This is a genomic window from Streptococcus alactolyticus (assembly GCF_012277075.1).
In the GTDB taxonomy this organism is placed as follows: Bacteria; Bacillota; Bacilli; order Lactobacillales; family Streptococcaceae; genus Streptococcus; species Streptococcus alactolyticus.
Genome location: NZ_JAAXMT010000008.1, coordinates 56976 through 82569, shown reverse-complemented (window position 1 = coordinate 82569; position 25594 = coordinate 56976). Strand labels below are relative to the sequence as shown.

Annotated in this window: 17 protein-coding genes and 1 pseudogene; 2 read left to right on the top strand and 16 right to left on the bottom strand. The window is 40.3% G+C overall.

Annotated features, from left to right (window positions below; all coding sequences use genetic code 11):
- Positions 1–44 precede the first annotated feature (44 nt).
- The 9 genes and pseudogenes from HFK82_RS05535 to HFK82_RS05490 all read right to left on the bottom strand — a co-directional run bounded on the left by HFK82_RS05535 (position 45) and on the right by HFK82_RS05490 (position 14005).
- On the bottom strand, positions 45–4439 hold the full coding sequence (locus HFK82_RS05535) for a PolC-type DNA polymerase III (RefSeq protein ID WP_168261100.1): 4395 nt from the start codon (positions 4437–4439) through the stop codon (positions 45–47).
- A gap of 195 nt (positions 4440–4634) precedes the next feature.
- Positions 4635–6491, bottom strand: coding sequence for a proline--tRNA ligase (locus HFK82_RS05530; protein WP_206151238.1), 1857 nt, complete (start codon positions 6489–6491; stop codon positions 4635–4637).
- Positions 6492–6627: 136 nt separating this feature from the next.
- Positions 6628–7890 carry an RIP metalloprotease RseP gene (gene rseP / locus HFK82_RS05525; RefSeq protein ID WP_168261099.1) on the bottom strand — a complete coding sequence of 421 codons (1263 nt, stop codon included), beginning with the start codon at positions 7888–7890 and terminating at the stop codon, positions 6628–6630.
- 87 nt (positions 7891–7977) lie between these two features.
- Positions 7978–8772, bottom strand: coding sequence for a phosphatidate cytidylyltransferase (locus tag HFK82_RS05520; protein ID WP_168261098.1), 795 nt, complete (start codon positions 8770–8772; stop codon positions 7978–7980).
- An 11-nt stretch (positions 8773–8783) separates the two neighbouring features.
- Complete coding sequence (locus HFK82_RS05515) at positions 8784–9533, bottom strand: isoprenyl transferase (protein WP_168261097.1); 750 nt, start codon at positions 9531–9533, stop codon at positions 8784–8786.
- A 147-nt stretch (positions 9534–9680) separates the two neighbouring features.
- Complete coding sequence (gene yajC, locus HFK82_RS05510; protein ID WP_168261096.1) at positions 9681–10046, bottom strand: preprotein translocase subunit YajC; 366 nt, start codon at positions 10044–10046, stop codon at positions 9681–9683.
- Between the two features lie 156 nt (positions 10047–10202).
- Positions 10203–11201, bottom strand: a complete 999-nt coding sequence (gene galE / locus HFK82_RS05505) for a UDP-glucose 4-epimerase GalE (protein ID WP_168261095.1) — start codon at positions 11199–11201, stop codon at positions 10203–10205.
- Between the two features lie 9 nt (positions 11202–11210).
- Positions 11211–12813: pseudogene (locus tag HFK82_RS09310) on the bottom strand (UDP-glucose--hexose-1-phosphate uridylyltransferase).
- Positions 12814–12832: 19 nt separating this feature from the next.
- The gene (locus HFK82_RS05490; RefSeq protein WP_058813612.1) at positions 12833–14005 is read right to left on the bottom strand and encodes a galactokinase; all 1173 of its coding nucleotides are present in this window, start codon (positions 14003–14005) and stop codon (positions 12833–12835) included.
- Between the two features lie 153 nt (positions 14006–14158).
- Between HFK82_RS05490 and HFK82_RS05485 the strand changes: the two genes are divergently transcribed.
- The gene (locus HFK82_RS05485) at positions 14159–15157 is read left to right on the top strand and encodes a LacI family DNA-binding transcriptional regulator (RefSeq protein ID WP_058813611.1); all 999 of its coding nucleotides are present in this window, start codon (positions 14159–14161) and stop codon (positions 15155–15157) included.
- Positions 15158–15193: 36 nt separating this feature from the next.
- Here HFK82_RS05485 and dexB read toward each other — a convergent pair whose 3' ends face one another.
- The 6 genes from dexB to HFK82_RS05455 all read right to left on the bottom strand — a co-directional run bounded on the left by dexB (position 15194) and on the right by HFK82_RS05455 (position 23655).
- Entirely contained in the window at positions 15194–16804 is a 1611-nt protein-coding gene (dexB, locus tag HFK82_RS05480; RefSeq protein ID WP_168261094.1) for a glucan 1,6-alpha-glucosidase DexB, read from the bottom strand.
- Between the two features lie 121 nt (positions 16805–16925).
- Positions 16926–18371, bottom strand: coding sequence for a sucrose phosphorylase (gtfA, locus tag HFK82_RS05475; RefSeq protein ID WP_014293867.1), 1446 nt, complete (start codon positions 18369–18371; stop codon positions 16926–16928).
- A gap of 112 nt (positions 18372–18483) precedes the next feature.
- Entirely contained in the window at positions 18484–19317 is an 834-nt protein-coding gene (locus HFK82_RS05470; protein WP_168261093.1) for a carbohydrate ABC transporter permease, read from the bottom strand.
- 13 nt (positions 19318–19330) lie between these two features.
- Positions 19331–20197 (bottom strand): carbohydrate ABC transporter permease, encoded by an 867-nt coding sequence (locus tag HFK82_RS05465; RefSeq protein ID WP_154454112.1) that lies wholly within the window; start codon positions 20195–20197, stop codon positions 19331–19333.
- A 12-nt stretch (positions 20198–20209) separates the two neighbouring features.
- The gene (locus HFK82_RS05460; protein WP_168261092.1) at positions 20210–21481 is read right to left on the bottom strand and encodes an extracellular solute-binding protein; all 1272 of its coding nucleotides are present in this window, start codon (positions 21479–21481) and stop codon (positions 20210–20212) included.
- Positions 21482–21492: 11 nt separating this feature from the next.
- Positions 21493–23655 carry an alpha-galactosidase gene (locus HFK82_RS05455; RefSeq protein WP_168261091.1) on the bottom strand — a complete coding sequence of 721 codons (2163 nt, stop codon included), beginning with the start codon at positions 23653–23655 and terminating at the stop codon, positions 21493–21495.
- Between the two features lie 109 nt (positions 23656–23764).
- Between HFK82_RS05455 and HFK82_RS05450 the strand changes: the two genes are divergently transcribed.
- Positions 23765–24598, top strand: coding sequence for an AraC family transcriptional regulator (locus tag HFK82_RS05450; RefSeq protein WP_143887853.1), 834 nt, complete (start codon positions 23765–23767; stop codon positions 24596–24598).
- Positions 24599–24643: 45 nt separating this feature from the next.
- Here the strand turns inward: HFK82_RS05450 and HFK82_RS05445 are convergent, their stop codons facing one another.
- On the bottom strand, positions 24644–25195 hold the full coding sequence (locus tag HFK82_RS05445) for a hypothetical protein (RefSeq protein WP_239472517.1): 552 nt from the start codon (positions 25193–25195) through the stop codon (positions 24644–24646).
- Positions 25196–25594: the final 399 nt, after the last annotated feature.

Below are 25594 nucleotides of genomic sequence, written 5' to 3'. Positions count from 1 at the left end.
AAACGAACAAAATGCCTTTGCTCGTTTTTAGGGACGCTTAACATCTATAAAAAGTCATCAAATAAACTTAACTGGTTATCTTCTGGCATGTTGCCAAGAATGCCCATTTCGTCCATTTTATCAACCAATGTAGCAGACACGCCACCACGTTTTCTGAGTTCCATTTTTGAGAGGAATTCGCCTTCTTCACGCGCCTTGACAATTTGTTTAGCAACGTTTTCACCCAATCCATCCATGGCAATAAATGGTGGTATCAAGGTGTTGCCGTCAATGATAAACTCAGTTGCATTGCTACGGTAAAGGTCTAATTGACCAAAGGTGTAGCCACGCTCAAGCATTTCATTGACCAATTCCAAGGTGGTGTATAGGTCGATTTCCACGTTAGAGGCTTCGTTGGCCTTGCGTTTGGCAGCAATATCCTCCATGCGTTCTTTCACCACATCAAGACCTGCACTCATGGTTTTAAGCTCAAAAGCCTTGGCACGAATTGAAAAGTAGGCACAGTAATAATACAAAGGATAATGTACCTTGAAATAAGCCACGCGGAGCGCCATCAACACATAAGCCGCTGCATGGGCTTTAGGGAACATGTACTTGATTTTTCCACAAGACTCAATGTACCAGTCAGGCACATGATTGTCACGCATGGCAGTGATATAGCCATTGCGCTCTTCGTCTGAAATTTTCAGCCACATGCCCTTACGCACGCGCTCCATAATGGTAAAGGCCATTTTTGGCTCCAAACCTGCGTGCATGAGGTAAACCATGATATCGTCACGACATCCGATAACGGTTTTTAGAGTCGCAATGCCCTCTTTAATCAAATCTTGGGCATTTCCCAACCAAACATCAGTACCGTGTGAAAGCCCTGATAACTGGAGCAATTCCGCAAAAGTGGTCGGATGGGTTTCTTCGACCATGCCTCGAACAAAGTTAGTCCCAAACTCTGGAATTCCCAGCATACCTGTCGGCGTTCCAATTTGTTCTGGTGTGACACCAAGCACCTCTGTACCAGAAAAGAGGGCCATGACATCGGGATCATCTGCTGGAATGTCTTTGGGATCAATGCCTGACAAGTCCTGTAATTTTCGAATCATGGTCGGATCATCATGACCGAGAATATCGAGTTTCAAGACGTTTTCATCGATATCATGGAAGTTAAAGTGCGTGGTCTGCCATTCCGCTGACAAATCATCGGCTGGGTATTGAACAGGGGTAAAATCGTAAACATCCATGTAGTTTGGAATAACGACGATCCCTCCTGGGTGCTGTCCTGTCGTCCGTTTGACACCAGCTGCGCCTTGTGCCAAGCGTTCCACCTCAGCTTCAGGGTAGAATTTACCATAATCACGCTCATAGCCTTTGACAAATCCGTAAGCCGTCCTATCCGCAACAGTACCAACGGTTCCTGCACGAAAGGCATATTGTTCCCCAAAAATATCACGCACATCCAAGTGAGCAGATGGCTGGTCGTCCCCTGAGAAGTTCAAATCAATATCGGGTACCTTGTCCCCATCAAAACCAAGGAAGGTTTCAAAAGGAATGTCGTGGCCATCTTTTTTGTAACGAGTGCCGCATTCTGGGCAATCTTTATCTGGCAAATCATAGCCAGACCCCACGGAACCATCTGTGATGAATTCTGAGTGTTGGCAATTTGGGCAGACATAGTGCGGAGGCATAGGATTAACCTCGGTAATCCCAATCATGGTCGCCACAAAACTTGACCCAACAGACCCACGCGAACCTACCAAGTACCCACGCTCATTGGAACGGATAACCAGCATCTGTGACGCCAAGTAAATCACGGCAAAGCCATTCCCCAAAATAGACGTCAGTTCTTTTTCAATCCGCAAATCAATGATATCGGGCAATGGGTTGCCGTAAATTTCAAAGGCTTTTTGGTAGGTCATCTCCGCCACGCGCTCTTCGGCTTTATCAAGGAAAGGCGTGTACAAATCTTTTTTGACCACTTCAATCTCTTCAAAACGGTCTGCAAAAGCATTGGTATTGGTTACGACGATATCATAAGCCAACTCCTCACCCAAAAAGGCAAACTCATCCAGCATTTCATTGGTGGTGCGGAAATGAGCCTTAGGCAGTGGAGCAGGCTTGGCATCTTCACCACGACCGATAGGACGGTTAATCATGGCCCCTTGCCCTAAGCTTCGGACAATAATTTCACGGTAAATCTCATCCTCAGGCTCGATATAGTGCACATTTCCTGTCGCTAAAACGGGCTTATTCAAACGGCGGCCTACCTCGATCAAATCCCGAATGACCTGATGAATGCCTTCTTCGTCCTTAATGGTGCCATGAGCCAGCAAAGGAGCATAAATAGCTGGCGGCATCACTTCGATAAAATCATAGTATTGTGCCACCTTGACCGCTGCATCAACCCCCGATGACAAGACCGCATCAAAGACTTCTCCTTCCGAACAAGCCGTTCCTACAAGCAAGCCCTCGCGGTGAGCATCTAAAACTGTTCTTGGAATACGCGCCACACCTTCAAAATATTTCACATTTGACAAACTGACCAGCTTGAACATATTTTTCAAACCTGTTTGGTTTTGCACGTAAATAGTGGCGTGCTTGACACGGGCTTTTTTGTAAGAATCCTCAGCAACCAGCTTGGTGTTTAAATCCATCATATTGGTCAAACCGTGCTTCTCACGGGCTTCCTTCAAGAAAATAAAGAGCAGGCGACCCGTAGCTTCCGCATCGTAATTGGCCATGTGGTGATGCTCAAGCGATACTTGGAAACGCTTGGTCAATGGTCCCAAACCATGGCGTTTGTACTCTGGATAAAGATTGCGGGCGAATTCCAGCGTGTCAATGACAGGCTGGGTAATCGTTGGCATACCGTGACGCTCATAGTTCGCATTCATAAAACCAACGTCAAAGGTGGCATTGTGAGCAACGAGAATGGTATCTTTGCAGAAATCTTGGAACATCTGCAAGACTTGTTCAATTGGTTTAGCATTGCGGACATGATTATCCGTAATCCCTGTCAACTCAGTTGTAAAGGCAGATAAATGGTGCCCTGGATTGATAAATTCATCAAATTGCTCGACGATATTACCCTTGTACATCTTAGACGCCGCAATCTGAATCAAATCGTTATTGACCGCAGAAAGTCCTGTGGTTTCCACGTCAAACACGACATAAGTCGCTTCGTTTAGGTCCAAATCAGCAGGATTGTAAGCAATTGGTACCTTGTCCTCAACGATATTGGCTTCCAAGCCAAAAATCGCCTTAATTCCATTTTTTCTAGCCCTATGATAACCATGCGGGAAACTTTGCACATTGCCGTGGTCGGTAATGGCAACAGCCTTATGCCCCCATTTCGCAGCAGTATCAATCAATTCTTCCACGGTTGGCAAGGCATCCATGGTGGACATATTGGTATGAGCGTGAAATTCCACTCGTTTTTGACCTTCTGGCATGAGGTCCTTGCGCTCATGGTGCACAATTTCTTTGACATCTTGCACATTCATGGTCAAGGCATGGGTGAAGCGGTTGTTTTCCACATTTCCACGCACACGCAACCAAGCACCTTTGGCAATCATATCGTATTTTTTTAATTCATCATCGTCTTTAGCCCATTTTTGCAAGGCAAAGCTAGAGGTGTAGTCTGTCATTTTGAAATTGATGATGTGGCGGCCTGTTCGTGTGGTCTTTTTCTCCACATCAAACACCATTCCCTCAAAAACGATACGATTTTCTTCCGTGGTCACTTCGACCATTGGCGTGATTTCAGCCTTTTCAAATCCTGCTTGACGCTGTTTAGCACGTTCTCTAAAGTCAGGGGCTGGTTTTGGTGCTTCTTCAACTGGCGGCATGGTTGCTTCTAATGATTTCACGGCTTCACGGTTGTCCTGCACCGCTTTTTCCACTATAGCCTCACGATTAGAAGTAAAATCCTCCGTCAAGGCTTGCGTCATTACCTCATCCGAATGAATATCAAAAGCCACCCGACCAAAGCCAAAGGCTTCAAATTGACGCGTGAGATTGGGCAGATGATTTTTGCGAAAATGCTCATTGTTGACAAAAGCTGGCGCTTCAATCACCACTTTTTGCCCATCATAAGCCACTTTTAATTTGCTAAAAGACGCTTTAAAACTCGCACTGTCACAAGGTGCGTGTTCAAAAGCCTCCTCATAATAAGCTTGCAATAAGGGTTGTGAAAAATCAACCGTTTCTGCTTGAATGTCAAAGGTCGCCTTAATATCGGCTTGTTTGAAGGTCTGAACCAAACGATAAGACAGTTCACGGTAGATTTCAATAGGCAAAATTTCTGCAAATGAAAAATGGAATTCCCAAAGGCGAGAAACAGAATGCACCTTGACCTCACGAATATCGGCAGATGAAAAAGCAGGCGATTGTCGCATTTCAAGCGGCATCTCAATTTGCTCCATCAATTTCTTAAACAATTCTGACATCATGCGTAAACGACCTCAATTCCAAAAACTAACTAGCCACAAGGACTGAATAAAAGAGGAAACACGTGTCATGTTTCCCTTTGTCAAAAGCGTATTTTTTTCATTTTACCATAAAATAGGACTTTTTTCGATATTAAGCTGCCCCTTTTGGGTAAAGACAAAACAATCTGAACCCAAGGTCCAGATTGTTAAGGATTATTGTTCTTTGGTTAAAATATCAAGGGTTTCAATGAGGTTTTCTACATTGACTTCAATAGTGTCACCAGTTGCCTTGATTTTCACTTCGACGATACCATCTTCAGCTTTTTTACCAACAGTGACACGGATTGGCAAACCAATAAGGTCGCTATCTGAGAATTTAGAACCAACGCGTTCATTACGGTCGTCAACTAAGACTTCGTAACCTTTAGCAACCAAATCTGCTTCAACTTTAGCTGTCAATGCTTGAGCAGCTTCGTCTTTCACATTGACAGTGATGACGTGCACATCAAATGGTGCCAATTCTTTAGGGAAGTTAATACCCCACGCAAAGCGGTAAGCACCTTTTGGTGTTTTCGTCACAAAGAGGCGAGCGTGTTGTTCAATCACAGCTGACAAGATACGGCTAACTCCGATACCGTAGCAGCCCATAATAATTGGCACAGCACGACCATTTTGGTCAAGAATCGTTGCACCCATGCTTTCAGAATAACGCGTTCCCAATTTGAAAATGTGACCAATTTCAATACCACGCGCAAATTTAAGCGTTCCTTTACCGTCTGGTGAGATTTCACCTTCTTTGACTTCGCGAATATCAACGTATTCTGCCTCAAAATCACGACCTGGGTTGACACCTGTTAAGTGGTAACCATCTTCACTTGCCCCAACAACTGCATTTGCCACATCTTGAACATTGCGGTCAGCCACGATACGCACATTTTCTGGCAATTGAACAGGTCCAAGTGAACCAAAGTTTGCTCCAAAGACTTTAACAGCGTCCTCTTCGCTAGCTGGGTCAAGGAAATCAGCCCCAAGATAGTTTTTCAATTTCACTTCGTTGACTTGGTCATTACCAACCAAAAGCGCCACTACAGGCTCATTATAAGCGATGAATAGAAGGGTTTTAATGGTTTGGCTTTCTGGCACGTTTAAGAAAGCAGCCACTTCGTCAATGGTTTTGCAATTTGGTGTTTCCACACGTTGAACGTCTTCTTGAGCAACCACTTTTGTTTTTGGTTTGTATTCGTTGCTTGCCATTTCCAAGTTAGCAGCGTAAGTTGACTCTGTTGAGTAAGCAATCGTATCTTCACCTGATACCAACCATGACGCCAATTCTTTCTTGATATCTTCTAAAACATCTTCAGGAATTTCGTCCATTGAGGCAATAGACTTGTCAAGAACTACCCAACGGTCAAGGTCTGTACGGTCTGGTGTAATCGCCATAAATTCTTGAGAATCTTTACCACCCATGGCACCACCGTCACCAATAATACCTTTGAAATCAAGACCCGCGCGCGTGAAAATAGCTTCATAAGCTTTGCGGTATTCTTCGTAAGTCACATCCAAACCATCGTAATCCGCATGGAAACTGTAACCATCTTTCATGATAAATTCACGCGTACGAAGCAAACCATTACGAGGGCGTTTTTCATCACGGTATTTTGATTGGATTTGGTAGAGATTTAACGGCAATTGTTTGTAAGATTTAACCGCATCACGCACCAAGCTAGTGAAGGTTTCTTCATGTGTTGGACCAAGGATAAAGTCAGATTTGTCACGGTTTTTCAATTTATAAAGGTCTTCACCGTAAGTTTCGTAACGACCTGATTCACGCCACAAATCAGCGGTTAAAAGCGCTGGTGCTAACATTTCAACGGCACCGATTTTTTCAAATTCTTCGCGCATAATGGCTTTGAATTTCTCAATCGTACGGTTCGCTAAAGGAAGGTAGGCATAGATACCAGCTGATACTTGGCGAACGTATCCAGCACGAACCATCAAAGCATGGCTAATAACTTGGGCATCACTTGGCATTTCGCGAAGTGTAGGGATAAGCATTTGTGATTGTTTCATAACACGATAATGGCGATTTTCATGAAAATAAGCAAGCTTTTCATCTAACCTTAGCTTACTTATCCTCTTGTTCATGGCAAAATCGCCTAAATTCCTTTCCAAAATAATTATAGTAACGAATTGTAGTCAGCTGCCTTTAGAAAAAGACACGCATGATATCATTCCATGTGACCGCAATCATCAAAACAAACAAGATGGCAACTCCTGCCAAGGTAATATACGTTTCTGTTTCTTGTTTTAGCGGTTTTCCTCTAACCATTTCAATCAGATTCATCAAAATTTTACCACCATCCAAAGCTGGGATAGGGATCAAATTGGCAATACCTAAATTCATTGACAAGGTCGCTAACAAATAAACAACAGAGATTAAACCGTTTGATGCGGCTTGGCTAGACGCTTCGTAGATAGCAACTGGACCACCTAGCTTGTCTAAGCTAAATTGGGAAATCAGGCTTCTCAAGGCACTTAAAATCATTGTCACACTTTGGCCAGCGAGTTTAAAGCCACCTGTCACCTTGTCCCAAAAACCTGTTTTTAGACCAGGGGAAACGCCGATGAAATAACTGCCATTGTTCTTTTTCGGACGAACAGCCACATTTTCAACCGAACCTGATGTGGTCTTGACAGTCACGTCAATGGTATCACCCTCTGACAAATGGTCGGTCGCTTTTGAAACGGCATCAGACAAGCCATCCCAATTTGAAACCTCGTAATTGGCGATTTTTAAAATACGGTCACCACTTTTAACACCAGCTTCCTGCATGGCACCATCTGGCGTCACTTGAATCACGTTAGACGCTGTGTTTGGAACCCCACCTTGCATAAAGACAAGGACGATAAAAGCAATTGTTCCTAAAATAAAGTTGTTTAGAGGCCCTGCAAAGTTAGTGATTAAACGTCCCCAAACAGTCGCATTTTGATACTGAACATCAAGGGGAGCGATACGAATTTCCGTACCATCCTCTTCCACGATGGTTGCATCATGATCAACGGCGTAAGTTTTGGTTTCGTCCAATACCAAACCAGTGATTTCAAGTTTGTCTTCCAAATCATACGATGTCACATTCATTGGAAGAGCAGTGCGGTCCAATTGTTTTTGCGATAAATTGATACGCGTCACCACACCGTCTGCGTTTAGCGTGAGGCTGGCAGGCGTTCCTGTTTTAATGTCAGTTGTATCCTCACCCCAGCCTGCCATTCGCACATAACCACCTAAAGGCAGGATACGAATGGTATAAGCGGTACCTTCTTTGTCAATATGCGAGAAAATCCTAGGACCCATTCCGATTGAAAATTCTCTAACCAAGATACCAGATTTTTTGGCAAAATAGAGATGCCCAAATTCGTGAACCACCACTAAAATACCAAAAACAATAATAAAGGTTAAAATTCCGAGCATTTGACTCCTTTCCATACGGCAGGAAAAATGATAGAATTCCTATTCTTCTAACAGAACAGGAATTATCAATACCCTATTAAATCGTGTTTAAAATAGACCAAAAAGGTGCATAATTGGGAAAACAAAAATCATTGAATCAAAGCGGTCCAAAATACCACCATGCCCAGGAATCAATCTTCCAGAGTCTTTCACCCCAAAATGACGTTTGATGGCACTTTCCACCAAGTCACCAAATTGCCCAAAAACACTAAATAAAGCAACGTAAAGCAGCATCGCCAACAAATGATGCGGCGCATAAACGGCTTTATCAACCAGCATAAAGACAAGTGATACCACCATCGCACAAACCACACCGCCTAAACTACCTTCGATGGTTTTATTAGGCGATACTTTTGGCAAGAGCTTACGCGTACCAAAACGGCGACCAATCATGTAAGCGCCAATATCCGTCGCCCACACAATAAAGAGGGCAAACAAGACTTTATCCAGACCGCTCATTCGAGCAGCAACAAGATTTTGGAAACCAATACCAACGTAAAGGCTTGAGGCAATCGGATAAGCCGCGTCCTCAAACGAATAGTCATCGCTGTTGATAACCGTTCCTGCTAACAATAAGAAAACCAAAATCCCATAAACTGAGAAACTCGAATCAATCGGCAATGATGGGAAATAGTGGTCCAAAGGCACCGTCAAAACAAAAGCACCCAGCATGGCTAAAGCCCCTTCAAGTGAGAAGAATTCTAGCCCCTTCATGCGTAACATCTCAGCGACACCAATCATCGCTAACAGACCTACAAAAACCTGAAAAGATAAGCCGCCCCACAGTAGAAAAGGCAGAAAAATAACTAAGGCAATTGCCCCCCAAATGACACGTTGTTTCATGTTAGCCCTTTCTATATTCCACCAAAACGACGCTGACGCTCGTTATACGATTCAATAGCTTTCACCAATTCGTCCCCTTTAAAATCAGGCCACAAAACAGGTGTGAAGTAAAACTCACTGTAAGCCGATTGCCAAGGCAAGAAATTGCTCAGACGCAACTCGCCACTTGTTCTGATAATCAAGTCTGGGTCACGATACAAATATGGTAAATGATTGGTCATCAAGTGATTGGCAATCACTTCTTCTGTGATATCATCAGGACTGATATTAGCCTCCAATACTTCTTGCGCAATCATTTTCACCGCTTCTGTGATTTCTGCACGACCACCATAATTCAAGGCAAAATTTAAAATCAAGCCTGAGTTGTGTTTGGTTGTTTCGCAAGCACGATTCAAAGCATCTAAAGTAGCTTCTGGAAGTCGCTTGGTATCCCCAATCACTTGCACCCGAACGTTATTGGCATTCAATTCTGGGACGTATTTATCAAAGAATTCCACAGGTAAATTCATGATGAAGGACACTTCGCTTTCAGGACGTGACCAATTTTCAGTTGAAAAAGCATAAACGGTTAAAATCTTAACACCTAGCTGTGACGCTTTTATTGTGACTTCTTGAAGGGCATCCATTCCCGCTTTGTGCCCCATCACACGAGGCTGCATGCGTTTTTTTGCCCAACGACCATTACCATCCATGATAATCCCGATATGGTTGGGAATCTTATCTAGATGAGGCGTTTTTTCTTTTCTTCTAAAATTAAACATAAAAATTCCTTACCAAGTATATGCTCGTTATATTTTATCATAAAACGCGTATTTTTTCTCTACTTATTACCCAGTTTTACATAGTTTTTACCCACAATCCTCAGGCCAAAAGAAAAAATCAGATGGTTTTTCCATCTGAATTGATTTTTAGTCTTCGCTTTTAACCGCTGTATCAGAATCAGAATCTGCTTCAATAGCTTGATCTTCTTCAACTGGTGTTTCCACTTCTTCGATAACAGTTGTTTCAATGGTATCTTGAGCTGCTTTGTTTACAACACGTTTCAAAGCGCTTAATTCAAAAGTCAAATAAATACCATCAACGTCCAAGACCATTTTTTTGTTATCTGTATCCACTTCGTCAATGATACCGTAAAGACCACCGATTGTAACGATTTCATCACCTTTATTTAAAGCATTAAGCTGATCTTGACGTTCTTGAGCTTGTTTGCGTTGTGAACGTTGCATAAACCAAAGCAACCCAATCATCACAACCAACATAATAATTGTTCCCATATCTATCCTCCAAAATTATAAGGTCAAATTTTACTATACCAAAATTACCTACCCAACGCAAGAATTGACCGTAAAAATGTCCGAAATCAAGGCGTTTTTCATCCTTTTTCTAGCATCAGAAGAAAGCACCAAGTTTAGACTTGATGCCTTAACATTTTATCTGTCGTTATAGCCATTTGGATGGCTTGAATGCCATGCCCAGGCTGAAGCGATGATTTTTTCAATATCATCAAATTGTGGTTTCCAACCAAGGATTTCACGCGCTTTTTCTGATGACGCTACCAAAGTATCTGGGTCACCAGGACGACGCCCTGCCAATTCTGCTGGGATTTCCTTTCCTGTCACCTTACGAGCTGCTTCAAGCATTTGCAAGTTTGAAAAACCTGTTGATGAACCAAGGTTAAAAGCAGTTGATGGATTGCCCTCACGCAAGTATTTGACTGCTAAAAGGTGAGCATCCGCCAAATCAAATGGATGAACGTAATCACGAACATTCGTTCCATCTGGAGTGTTGTAATCATTTCCAAAAATCATGATTTTGTCACGCACACCTTGCGCCACTTGTAAAATGATTGGTAACAAGTGGGTTTCAGGTCCATGATCTTCGCCGATAGACCCATCAGGTTTCGCACCCGCAACGTTGAAATAACGAAGAGGCACAAACTTAATACCATAAGCTTGGTCAGACCATTTCATAATGGTTTCCATCATTAACTTACTTTCGCCGTAAGGATTGATTGGGCGTTGAGGCGTTGTTTCCTTGATTGGAATTTCATCTGGGATCCCGTACGTTGCTGCTGTTGATGAGAAAACAATGTATTTAATACCAAATTCATTCATCACTTCAAGCAATTTAATCATGCCAGCAGTGTTGTTATCAAAGTATTTCAATGGTTTTTCCATTGATTCTGCAACCAATGAATAAGCTGCAAAGTGAATGACAGCATCCACATCAGGATTTTCTGTGAAAACCTTACGCATGAAATCTTGATCAGCAAGATCTCCTTGATAGAATTTTGCGTCAGGATGAACCGCTGCACGATGTCCTGTCACCAAACTATCGACAACAACAACTTTTTCTTCACCTTTTTCAATTAAACGATCAACCATGTGAGAGCCGATGTAGCCAGCTCCACCAAGCACTAAAATTGACATTTATTTCTCCTATTCTAACCCAATGCCATTTACAAAACGCATAAAGGCTTTTTGACCTTTTTCATCACGTTTGTAAACACCGGCATCTTCTAGAACACGAACAAAAACGTGTCCAACTTCTTCTTGTACAATATTATGCACTGTATCAGCCGTAATATCCGTACGTTTTTTAATCTCATCTGCCCAATCTTTATGATAGTCAGCGATTTCATTATACTGGTTCAAAAGATATTTTTCAACTTCTAGCAGTTCATCTTTCAGACGTGGCGGTAAAATAGCTAACCCCATAACTTCGATAAGTCCAATATTTTCCTTTTTAATGTGTTGCACATCAGCATGTGGATGATAAACACCGTCTGGAAATTCAGCTGTCGTGTGATTGTCTCGAAGAACGATATCCAGTTCAAATTGACCATCACGTTTGCGTGCAATTGGAGTAACTGTGTGATGTGGTGTGTCGCCTGTATAAGCTAATACATCAACACTTTCGTCAGAATAATCGTACCATGCCAAACGAATTTTTTCAGCCAACTCAACCAAGCGTGCCTTGTTTTGACTACGTAAACGAAGCACTGACATTGGCCATTTGACAATACCTGCTGTCACATCAGAATAACCTTTAAAATGAAATTCATTGTCCAGCTCGGCTATTTCCATTGGAAAGACATGACGACCACCTTGATAGTGATTGTGTGTCATCGTATAACTTCGTATAATGTATGCTATACGATGCTGTCACATCAGAATAACCTTTAAAATGAAATTCATTGTCCAGCTCGGCTATTTCCATTGGAAAGACATGACGACCACCTTGGTAGTGATTGTGTGTCAAGATCGACCCACCGACGATTGGCAAGTCTGAATTTGACCCAGCAAAGTAACCTGGGAAAATATCGACAATATCAAGTAACTGCGCAAAAGTATTTTTACTGATAACCATCGGCACATGCTCAGTATTTAGGATAATGCAATGTTCATTAAAATAGGCATATGGTGAGTATTGGAAGCCCCATTTTTCATCGCCAAGATTCAAGCGAATGATGCGGTGATTAGCACGCGCTGGGTGATTAATTCGACCTTGATAGCCTTCATTTTCCATACATAACTGACATTTTGGATAAGAAGACGCCTTGGTTAACTTAGCAGCAGCAATTGCTTTAGGGTCTTTTTCAGGTTTTGATAAATTAATCGTAATCTGAATATCACCGTATTGTGACGGCGTCGTAAAGGCAATATTTTTGGCAATAGCAGCGATTTTAATGTAGTCATTACGTTTGCTTAGGTCATAAAAATCTGCGACAGCTTGTTGAGGAGATTTAGCATAAGTGTCCCAGAAACGACGATTCACCTGACTCGGGATTGGTGTGATGAAGTTCATCAATTCAGCACCCAAGCAATCTTTTTCTGCCATTAATTCGCCGACTTTGCCATTTTTTACAGCTAAGTCAACCAACTCTTCTTTGAGAGCAATTAAATCTGTTTCTTGCGTTTCTTGCTCTGCTCCATCCTCACCCACAAGGGCTAGGACACGGTTACGCAAGTAAAACATATCATCTTCTGTATAGTCGCTTGCTTCAATTACCTTAGCGACAAAAGTATCTAAAAGTTTCATTTTATCTCTCTAATCTTAATTATTTTCTAGATAAGACACGTGAACCACCAGCGATTTCAGCAATGTAGAAAGCTGGCGCATAACCAACTGTTTCAGTGTAAACTTGCCCAACGTTTTTAGTAAATTCATCAACTTTATCTTTAGCAACAATAGCAATACCGCAGCCACCGAATCCCGCTCCTGTCATACGAGCTCCGAGAACTCCTTCTTGTTGCCAAGCAGTGTGAGCAAGGGTATCAAGTTCGATACCTGTTACCTCATAATCATGCTCAAGTGAGACATGTGAGGCATTCACCAAACGACCAAATTTTTCAAGTTCACCAGCCATCAAAGCTTCTTTGGCTTGAAGGGTACGTTGATTTTCCCAGACAGCATGGCGGGCACGTTTGAGACGATTTTCATCTTTAATAAGATAGCTATATTCGTCAAAACTTTGCAAATCAAGTTCACCCAATGTCTTGATATCAAGCACTTGGTTAAGTTCTTCTACTGCTTTTTCACATTCTGCACGACGTTCGTTATATTTTGAATCAGCAAGCTCACGACGTTTATTAGTATTCATGATGACAATGACATTGTCACCAAGATCAAGTGGAACAAGTTCATATTCTAATGTATTTGTATCAAGGTAGATAGCTTGTTTGTCAGCACCCATACCGATGGCAAATTGGTCCATGATACCAGAATTTACTCCGATAAATTTATTTTCTGTTTGTTTACCAATTTTTACTAAGTCTAAACGTTCAACTTCAAGGTCAAATAATTCTTCGGCTACGATACCGACCAAAAGTTCTAGTGAGGCTGATGATGACAAGCCAGAACCATTTGGAATATTACCGTTGACGTAAAGTTCAAAACCACTATCAATTTTGTGACCAGCTTCTTGCAAGAATTTAATGACACCTTTTGGATAATTTGTCCAGCTATCTTTCTTATCAAAAGTAAGATTATCAAGTGACACTTCAATAATACCTAAATCATCAAAGTTAGCTGAATAAAAACGTAAAACTTTATCATCACGTTTACGAGCTGCCCCGTATGTTCCAAGAGTGATAGCTGCAGGGAATACGTGACCACCGTTGTAGTCAGTGTGTTCACCAATTAGATTAATACGACCTGGTGAGAAAAATGTAGCATCGGCTTCTGTTCCAAAAACATTAATAAAAGCTTGATTAAGTTCTTTCGTATTCATGAGGGTCTCCTTTTTTTATTGCTTTATTATGATTACGGTTTCATTTTACTGTCTTAGTTAAAACATGTCAATTATATTTACTAAAGTTTTACTTAAAAGCTTTATTTTTCCTAATGATGTGATATAATACTATCAAGAAAGAAGGGATGACCTATGGCTACATTAAAAGATATCGCAAAGCTAGCAAATGTTTCATCAGCGACCGTCTCACGTGTCCTTAATAAAGATAAAACCCTCTCAGTTGGTGAAGAGACACGTCACCGTATTTTGACAGTTGCTGAAGAATTAGGTTACGAAAAACACAAACGCAACACAAACATCACACAAGAACGTCAAAAGATTGCCATTGTCCAATGGTATAGTGAACAAGAAGAGTTAAACGACCTTTACTATTACAGCATTCGTATTGGTCTTGAAAAACGTGCTCAAGAACTGGGTTATGACGTTGTACGCTATTTTAACAATGATATTCTAACGATTTCAGAAAGTGTTAGCGGGATTATCGCTATTGGTAAATTTTCAGACCAACAAATTCACAGTCTAGAAAATCATTCAAAAAACCTAGTTTTCGTTGATAGTGATACTTTAAATGCTGGTCACCCTTGCGTCACTACGGATTTTGATAACGCCGTTGTCAAAGTTCTCGATTATTTCATGAAAAAAGGATTTACTAAAATCGGGATGATTGCTGGGGAAGAACGTACAACTGATCAAAAAGAACTCATTGTCGACCAACGTTTCCGTACCTTTAAAAACTATGCTTACGAAAATAATCTCTATAACCCTGACTATGTCTTTGTAGGAGATTTTTCTGCCCCATCAGGATACGCTTTGATGAAAGAAGCTATCGAAAAATTGGGCGACGACCTTCCACAAGCTTTCTTTGTTGCAAATGACACTCTAGCCATAGGTGCCCTTCGTGCGCTTCAAGAAGCTAATATTGCTGTTCCTGACCGCGTCAGCCTCATTTCTTTCAATGACACACCTCTAACGAAGCAGGTCTTTCCTGCTCTATCCAGTATCACAGTCTATACTGAAGAAATGGGACGCACAGCTGTTGATATCTTAAATCGCCAACTTATCAAACGCCACACCGTCCCAACAATGACAAGACTAGCTACCAACTTGACTTTACGTGATAGCACAAAATAAATCTAAAAACAGCTCCTAATTAGGAGCTGTTTTTTACTACCCAACTTTTACGCAGAAAGCATCCCATGGTTGGAGTTCATGATTTTCAAAATCTATTAACTCTGAGGTGTTACTGATGATAGTTTCTTGATAAGAAAGAGTTGTTTCAAAGGCTTGGACTTGATTTGATAAGTTTGCGACTACTAAATAAGTTTCATCTGCTGTTTTTCTAAGATAAGCAAAAACCTTATCTTCTGTATCCAAAAGTTCAAAATCCGCATCAATCAACCAATCGTTTTCTTTGCGAAGTTTGATGAGTTTTTGGTAAGTGTAGAAAATGGAATCTGGATTGTCTAGAGCTGCTTGTACATTAATTTCTGTGTAATTGGGATTAACTGGTAACCAAGTTTTATCAGCTGTTGAAAATCCTGCATTCTTGCCATTATCCCATTGCATCGGTGTTCTAGCATTGTCACGTCCAATCATGCGAATGCTATCCATGACTTCTTCTGGTGTCTTATCATTTTCAAGGGCTTCTTTGGCAAAATTTAGTGACTCGATATCATCAATTTCTCCCAAATCTTTGAAAGGATAGTTAGTCATGCCGATTTCTTCTCCTTGGTAGATGTAAGGCGTTCCTCGCATCAAGTGTAAGGAAATGGCTAGCGCCTTGGCTGATTTTTCACGATAATCGTCAGTGTCACCCCAGATAGAAAGCACGCGCGGCAAATCATGATTGTCCCAGAAAAGGGAATTCCAGCCTTGACCAAGTTCCAGTTCTGTCTGCCATTTGTTGAAAATAGCTTTGAGAGCAGGAACATTTAGCTCTTTTTCGTATTCCCATTTTGAAGCGTTTGGCTTGTGTTGAAGACCGATATGCTCAAATTGAAAGACCATGGACAATTCTTTCTCAGCTGGCGATGAATACTTCTTAGCAATTTCCGGAGTTGCTCCCCAAGTTTCACCAACCGTTAACAAATCTTTTCCGGCTAAAGTTTTTTGGTGCATTTCTTTAAGGTAGTCGTGCAATTTTGGACCATTATTTGAGATTAAGCGGTCAGGAATCTTCCCAATCATGTCAATCACGTCCATACGAAAACCAGAAATACCTTTGTCAATCCAGCGATTCATCATATCATAAACAGACTGGCGTAACAGCGGATTTTCCCAATTCAAATCAGGTTGTTTCTTGCTGAAAAAGTGCAAATAATATTGCCCAGTTTTGCGATCATATTCCCAAGCAGAGCCACCAAAAATAGAATCGAGCTCATTAGGTTTATTACGCCAAATGTAAAAATCACGATACTTACTATCAGGATTTTCATGCGCTTCAACAAACCAAGCGTGCTCATCTGACGTGTGATTAACCACTAAGTCCATAATGATGCGGATACCACGCGCTTTTGCCTCTTCTAGCAATTCTTCCATATCAGACATATCGCCAAAAATATCAGCAATCGCCTCATAATTTGAAATGTCATAGCCATTATCATCCATTGGAGACTGGTAAACTGGAGAGAGCCAGATCGCTGTAATTCCGAGCTTTTGCAGGTAATCAAGCTTACTGATAATTCCTTTTAAATCACCAACTCCATCACCGTTTGAGTCCTTAAAAGATTTTGGATAAATTTGATAAATCGTTGCTTTGTGCCACCAATGTTTTTCCATAACGCACCTCATTTTAGAATTCTTTGTCTCTATTTTAGCTTTTTCTTTTGTTTCACGCAATCGTTTGCATTACTCAAACCTAGATGCAGAGAAAAGCAAGGATAATCCCTTGCTTTTAGCTTTATAGAAAGGTAATTTCTTGACCGTTTTCTGTGATATGATAAGTCAAATCTTTTAGATTAATCTTTGCTTGTGCGACAACACTACTGCCTTGATTACGGCGTGTAATAAGAATTGTGTGACTATCAAGTTCATCAACTTCAATACTGCCATCCAGGTCAAAAGCAGCCGATTGATTACGGAAAGTAAATAATTTTAGCAAAGCTTGAACAACTGGACGTTTGACTTCTTCTGCAATTTCGCTACTGCTATAATAATGACGATTAATATTGCGACCTTCTTTTGTTTTTTCTAACAATTCAAGATCATTTTTACCAGCTAAAAAGCCAACATAATACACTTGTGGAATGCCTGGCGCGAAAGCTTGAATCAAACGAGCTAAGAAATATTTCTTGTCATCATCCCCAAGCGCAGAATAGTAAGTTGAATTGATTTGGTAGATATCAAGATTATTATACTCGGCTGTTGAATATTTTCGGTTGACGTTGGCACCTACTTTATAAAGTTCATTTGACGTGTAATCAATTTCCTCATCCGTCAAGATATCTTTGACATCAACAACTCCAATACCATCGTGCGTATCAAGTGTCGTAAATTGTTTCATTGGAGACATTTTAAGCCATTTCGCCAAACGATTAACATTTCCGCTGTAAAGGCTATAAAGAACCACCATCGGAAGGGCAAAATCATAAACATAGTAATCGTGCTCAGCGATTTTAAACTGAATCGAATAATGCTCGTGAATTTCTGGAAGTAACTCTGTACCAGATTCCGCAGCAATGCTACGGACTTTATCAAGCAATTCCCAGATTTCTGGTTCTACAAAGAAATCATTAGTATCTAATTTTTTAACTGCATAAGCAAAAGCATCTAATCGAATAAGGTCGCAACCATTTTCAGCTAAATGCGCGATGGTCTTTCGAATGAAATCCATGGTCACGTCTTTTGTCACATCAAGGTCAATCTGCTCTTCACCAAATGTGTTCCAGAGATGCTCAACTGAACCGTCCGCAAAGTGAATTTCTTGTTTTGGTGCGCGGTCTTTACGCTTGTAAATCAAATCCACATCAGCTTGTGTCGGACGATTTTCTGGCCAAAATTTATCCCAGTTAAGAAACATATCCTTGTAAGCACTAGCTTCGTGCTTTTCTTGATAATCTTTGTAATATTTTGATTGACGAGAAATATGGTTAATCATGAAATCAAACATGAGATAATACTTCTCACCCAATGCCTTCACGTCATCCCAATCCCCAAATGCAGCATCAACCTCATCATAATCGACTGGCGCAAAACCACGGTCACCTGTTGACGGGAAAAATGGCAAAAGATGAACCCCGCCGACAGCTTCTCCAAAATACTTGCCAAGATTTTCATTTAATTCTTTCAAATTCTTTCCCAGACTATCTGAGTAAGTAATAAGCATTGTTTTATTTTGTATTGTCATAGTTACTCCTTTACCCTTTTGGATTTTAGCACCCAGCAAAAGTTGAACTCGGGCTACGGGCTGGGTGAAAAAGATGAGCCTCCTTGTGTCTTAATGACACTGCGTCGACTCCTTATTTCACTGCGCCGTTGCTCATTCCTGAAATGATATGTTTTTGGAAAATGAGGTAAACGATTGTGATAGTAATAATACCAACGACGTATGATGCAAAGCTTGGTCCGTAGTCGCTGAGGTATTGTCCTGTGTAGTTGTATTGAAAAAGTGGCAATGACCAAGAGTCTGATGATTTATTCAGCATCAAGAGTGGAAGCATGAAGTCATTCCAAAACCAAAGTGCATTGATAATCAAAGTTGTAGCGTGCATTGGTTTTAACATTGGAAAGACGATTTTGCGATAAGTTGTGAATTTATCAGCACCATCAATCTCAGCTGCTTCATCCAAACTGTCAGGAACACTTAACTTGATGTATCCGACATACAAGAATAAGGTTTGTGGTACAGCATATGTTAAGTACAAGATAATCAAACCCAAAATATTAGTCAAGCCAAGTCGACTCATCATTACTGTGATTGGAATCATGATAACTTGAAATGGCACAAAAATTCCCAAAATCAACAAACTGTACATGATATTGAAAGCACGTTTTTTGCTCATATTACGAGCAATTGAATAAGCAGCCGCAGGAATAAATAAAGTCACCAAAATCACTGATACAACGGTGATAATCGTTGAATTTAAGAAATAATGTCCGATGCCATCAGCAAGCAAGCGTGTGTAGTTGCTTAGAGTGACAGGATTTGGAAAAGCAAAGAAATGTTGCATGATATCCTTAGTTGTCTTAAATGAACTAAAGACAGTTGCTAATAAAGGAATCAAAATCAGAATTGAACCCGCAATTAAGAGCACATATTTCCAAAAAGTATTATAACGTTCTTCTTTTTTCATCTCTCACTCACTCCTATACTTCAAAACGACTTGATAATTTAAGTTGCAACACTGAAACAAGAACAATGATGGCAAAAAGAATCAAGGCAATTGCGTTAGCATAACCGTATTGGTTACTTGAAAAGGCATAATTGTAAACCAAAAGTCCGATTGATGTTGTTGAATTACTTGGTCCACCACCAGTCAAAGCAAAGATTTGGTCAAAAGCTGTTAAGCCACCTTTTAGTGCCATGATAAAGACCATAGAAATACTTGGTAACAGATATGGTAATTCAATGTTCCAGAACGTTTGTTTGCTGTTTGCGCCATCGATTGCGGCCGCTTCTGTAATCTCACTTGGAATGGTTTGAAGACCAGATAGGAAGAGAATAATCGGCATGGCAACACCTTGCCACAACATAACAAAGATTGCTGCAAAAACAGCACCGCCAGTTGTTCCTAAAAGACTTGTTTTCAAAAATTCAATGTTCAAAGCTTCACCGATAGCAGGCAAACCATAGTTAAAAACCTGTTTAAAAATCAAAGACACTGTCAACCCTGACAAAACAGCTGGGAAAAAGAACCAAGCTCTAAAGAACGTTTGACCTTTGATTTTAGCATTCAAAGCACGCGCCACCCAGATACCAATCACAATTTCACCGATAATTAACGCAATGGTCAAAATCAAAGTAAAGCCAAGAGCTTTAAAGAATTTGGTATCCGTTAGCAAGATTTTATAATTGTTGACACCAACAAAATCAAAATTGTAAGTCAATCCAGTCCAGTTTGTAAAACTGTAGAAAGCACCTTGAATCATTGGGAAATAGAAGAAAATTGCTTGTAAAATCAAGGGAACAATCAAGAACACCCAGCCCCAATATTTATTTAAAAATTTTCGCATTCTAGTTTCCTCCTACTTCGTCACATCGGCTTTCATCGGATTGAAAAAGACATTTAATTCATCTGTATATTGCTTAGCATCTTTGCTCATCAAATAATTGGTTGTCAAACTAAAGAAGTCTTCTTCGCTTGTCCAATTTTCACCAAGCCAAACATAGTGCTTATCTGTAAAAGCTAATTGATAAAGCGGAGCAAGGGGAGAGTTCTCGTCTTCAACCACACCATTTACAGATACTGGTGAGCCATCGACGTCATAATATTTTTGCATTGCTTTAGCTGAAGCCATATAAGAAATGAATGCTTCACATTCTTTTTTATGCTTAGTTGATGATGAGATAGATAAGGCCAAATCACCTGCACCGACAGTTACTTCCTGACCAGCTTTTTCACCAGGAAATGCAAATGTTGATACTTCAAAATCTGGATTTTGTTGCTCGATGGCAGCTAAAGCCCATGAACCACCAGGCATCATCAAGGCTTTTCCAGTTGCAAACGCCACTACAGAATCATTGTAAGAAGCACCTTGCCAGTTAGTTTGTTGATTACCCTTATCAGCAAGCAAATATAGACGCGTTAGCACCCCTTTAACCTCACTATCTGAAGTTGAAATAGAATTAACAGGAGAAAAACGAAGATAATCATTTGCCTTATCACCACTGCCAGTCACACTGATATAGGCTAATTGGTGATAACCATTTAAAGTCCAACCTTCACTGCCAGCGAGCGCAAATGGTGTTTCACCGTCAGTTTTAATTTGTTTAACAAGTGTTTCAAATTCATCCCACGTTTCTGGAACTTTGAGGCCTAATTCTTCAAATTTTGTCTTGTTAAAATAAATCCCTGAAACGTTGGCTGATAGCGGGACGCTATAAATTTTGCCGTTGACAGCATAATTTTTTTCGTAATGATTTTTGATGTTTTCAAGGTATGATTTTCCAGTCATATTCTCAAAGTAACCTGCTTTTGCCCACTCTTTAAAATCAACGTTCTGAGGGTAAATGTTAATGACATCTGGAGCATCGCCTGCAAGCATACGTGTTTTTAGGACGGTACCAGCACTTGGCACACTGGTCATTTTAACATGGATCTTTGGATTTTCTTTTTCAAAATCCTTAATGATTTCTTTTAGCGTATCAACCATTTCTGTTTTTTGGTTGAAATATTCGATAGTTACCTTGCCATCATTAGAGGAATCACTGTTTTTTGAACAAGCTGTCAATGTCAAAGCAGCTGCCGCTGTCAACATTGCCACTCCAGTCACTATTAATCGTTTAGGCCATTTCATGGAAAACCTCCTTATTGTTTCACGAAATAGTATTGTTTACTGAGGTAATCACCTTGTGGGAGAATCGTTGTGAGGCCCGCATACATGAGCTCTGCCCCTGAGAAGACTTGATCTATCCCTTGTAGTTGGTAAGTTGCCTCTTCTTCCAATCCTTTCAACTTAAGTGTTGTTTCAATGATTTCAATGGTTGAAAGTGTGCGAACATAAGTGACAACTACCTTATCTTCATAAACAAATTGAACCGCTGCTTCATTTGACCCTTCTTCTGGATTAATCAAGCGATATTGCTTACCAAATTGAATCACTGGACGAATGTCTTTGTAGTGAGCAACTTGAGCAGTAATTACATCTTTTTCAGCTTGTGGCAAGCTAGTCAAATCAAGTTCATAGCCAAGATTTCCCATCATGGCAACATTACCGCGAGTTTCAATCGGTGTTGTGCGTCCCATTTGGTGATTAGGACTTGCTGATACGTGAGAGCCCATTGAAATGGTTGGGTGAAGGTAACTCGAGCCGTATTGAATTGGCAAACGTGAAATGGCATCAGTATTGTCACTAGCCCAAACTTGTGGGAAATAGCGCAGCATACCAAGGTCATTTCGACCACCGCCACCTGAGCAAGATTCAAAGAGAATGTTACTATGCTTTTCTGTCAAATAAGACACCAAATCATACAAACCTAGCATGTAAGCATGAGATTGCATTTGGGTCGCAAGATAAGTATCACCATTTCCGATATTTGTGATGTTACGGTTATAATCCCATTTAACATAATCAATAGTATTTTCTGTTAAAATCTTATCAATAGCTGCCTTGATGTAGGCTATGACATCAGGATTTGCAAGGTTGAGCACCAATTGATTACGAGAATAAGTATGACCACGACCTTCAGCTTGAATAGCCCAATCTGGATGCGCACGATAAAGGTCACTATCAACAGAAATCATTTCTGGTTCAAACCACAAACCAAATTTCAAACCTTTGGCATGCACTTCAGCAATCAAGTCATTCAGAGGTCCACCGAGTTTTTCTTCGTTGACAACCCAGTCACCAAGCGCACGATTATCATCAAATCGATTACCAAACCAACCGTCATCAAGAACAAAAAGCTCGATACCAAGTTTGCTTGCTTCGTCAGCTAAATCAAGCAATTTTTCTTTTTTGAAATTAAAATAAGTCGCTTCCCAATTGTTAATGAGAATTGGACGTTCAGCATGTGCAAATTGTTTTGGCATGATGTGATCTTGAATGAACAATTGACTTTCTTGAGTAAGTTTTCCAAGACCTTGATTTGAAAAGGTCATCAAAGCCACTGGTGTTTCAAAGCTATCGCCAGCTGATAGTTGCCAAGCAAAATTATCATCGTTGATTCCGATACCTAAACGAACTTCGTTCAATTGATTTTTTTGGACAAAAGCTTGGAAATTACCGCTGTAAAGCAGTTGAAGAGCTAAAGCCTGACCAGCATCTTCTGTTGCTGTATGCTCACATAAAATCATGGCAGGTGTATGGGAATGACCTGAAGCACCGCGATTTGAAGCAACTGTGAAAATACCTTGTTCAACTTTTTGACGACGAACCGTTTTTTCACGTGCATAAGCACCTTGCAATGTCACCACATCATAAGCAGAAGCTGGCACATCAAGCATGGTTGACAAAGCACGATTGATAACAACTGCTTTATCTGATAAATTTCGAACCTCAGCATGAGTTGAAATAGTGCTGCAATCAGCATAAGCAGTGTAGTAAAGTTTTAATTCTAGCGCAGCGACTTTGTCTTCAAGTGTCAAAACTAAAGTTTCGGCATCTTCTGTTGAATGTGGATTAGGTAATCCTGTTGCTTCTTTTGCACCATGTAAAATCTCACTAGATGTTAACTTAAATTGTGTCAATTCGTTATTAGCGTGTGCTATTTTTAGAGATGGTTGTCGGAAATCTCCGAATCCATGAACACCAAAAACTTGGCGTTGTGTATCATAACTAAAGGTGCGGTTATCTGGAGTTGGATTTCCTGAAAAAGCGTGGTCCTTCTCCAAAATAGCGTTTGAGCCGTGATATTTGGCGATTTTGCCTCCAATATGACGAAGAAGCAAATCCCCTTCTTTATTTTCGATAATCATTGACATCTCTTTACTTTGAATGTAAAAAAGATTCCCTTCGATGCGAATTCCCATGATAATTCCTCCCTTTGTTTACTAAAATTTTACTATCATTTATTTACCTCTTGAATGGTATCATGTTGGGCAAATATGGTAAAATGTTGTTTATAAAGGAGTTGATACTTTGAATATTCTAAATACCTACAACGAATTTGGCACGAATAATTTTGACCTGAACGTCGACCATTATGGTGCTGAGATTTGTGATAAAAACTACTCTTTTGGACCTACTGTTAGGGATAACTACGTCCTTCATTTCATTGTTGATGGCAAGGGAACTTTCAAAATTGATGGCACAACGACCGAACTTAAAACAGGTGATATGTTCATTTTGCCAAAAGAAAAAGTGACCTTCTACCAAGCTGATAGCAAGCACCCTTGGACTTATCTTTGGGTTGGATTTAGTGGCTCAAAAGCTGAAAGCATCTTAAATAAAACACAACTTCTTGAACACTATTTTTGTCATTCAACGCTCAACTCTAAAATCCTCGATCAGCTAGTCAAATTAACACAATTCCGTGATCAAAAACTCGATGACATTACAGAGCTTCAGCTGATTGCTGAACTTTACAAATTGCTAGCGTTTCTAATAGAAGAATTTCCAAGCAAAGCAATGTCTGATAGCAGTATTTTGATTCAAAATTACATCAAGCAAGCTAAAAAAATCATTCACACACAATATGGAAAACCATTAAAAATTAGTGATATTGCCAAAAAGCTCAATCTAAATCGCTCCTACTTGTACAAGATATTCAAGGAAGAAACAGGTTATTCTCTCAAGGATTATCTCATCCAAATCCGCATGGAAAAAAGTGCTGATTTGCTTACCAGCACGACTTTTCACATCTCAGAAATCGCAAACGCTGTAGGCTTTCCAGACGCTCTTGCCTTCAGCAAGGCTTTCAAAAAACATTTCGGACAAAGTCCAAGCAATTACCGAAAAGCGCTGAAAAAATAAAATAAAAAACTCCCCCAAGAACTAAATTCTTGGGGGAGAAATGTTTTAATCAACTTTCACTAGTCGGACGTTATCGATATTTAGCCATTTGTTGGCTGATGATTTGACGTAAACGCCAACTTCACATTGTCCGTTTGTAATTTGAATGTTGTCAATGGTATAGGTTTTCCAAGTACTTGAGTCTTTGAGAGAGATTTTTTGTTCACTGCCACCATAATTTTTAATATAAAGTTCTGCAGTTTCAAGACTTGTATCACCCATAGCATCGATGCTTAATTTGTAAGTACCTGAGCTGAGATTTCCTACTGTTTGATAGATAGAACTTTCATATGCTTTGTCTGACCAGAAGCTGAGTTTATAACGCGTATTATCATAAACTTCGGTCTTAATCCCAGAAATTTGGCCATTTTTCCAAACATTCCAAGATGATGGACTTTCGGTATAACCATCCCATTCAAAGCTATTGTTTTGAAGGAGATTTGTTAGATTAGAGTAATTAAAGGCTTTGATGCCACGTAAAGCATTTCCTTGGAAATCGAAGACAGCTTGATTTTCCCATTCGTTACCTGTCATATCTGAAACGCCAAGATGTGACATACCCACTTGCGTAGCTCACAAGACGTTACCGTTGTACCAGAGTGGTTCCTAATAGAAGAAACCAAGTCCATTGTTATTTTTGACATCCTTAATCTTATCAACTAAATCTGTCAAAAATTCGTACTAACCATCTTGGCTAGCTTTGTAACCAGCTGCTGCTTCTTCTGTTGCTGTGACAGCATTTGTCTTTTGGTCAAGATTGTCAAGAGTATTGGCATAAGCTGTTTCAACCACAACAACTTTTTTAATGTTTGAGAAATAGTACCAGGTACTTCTTTTGGTATCTTGATGGTGATGTCACGAAGTACACAGAATTTATAAACATTGACAGTGATAAAGGCTGCTAGGATACCTTTTACTCGTGGTGCTAGTTCATTTCATTTGGTAAGTAACTTTATT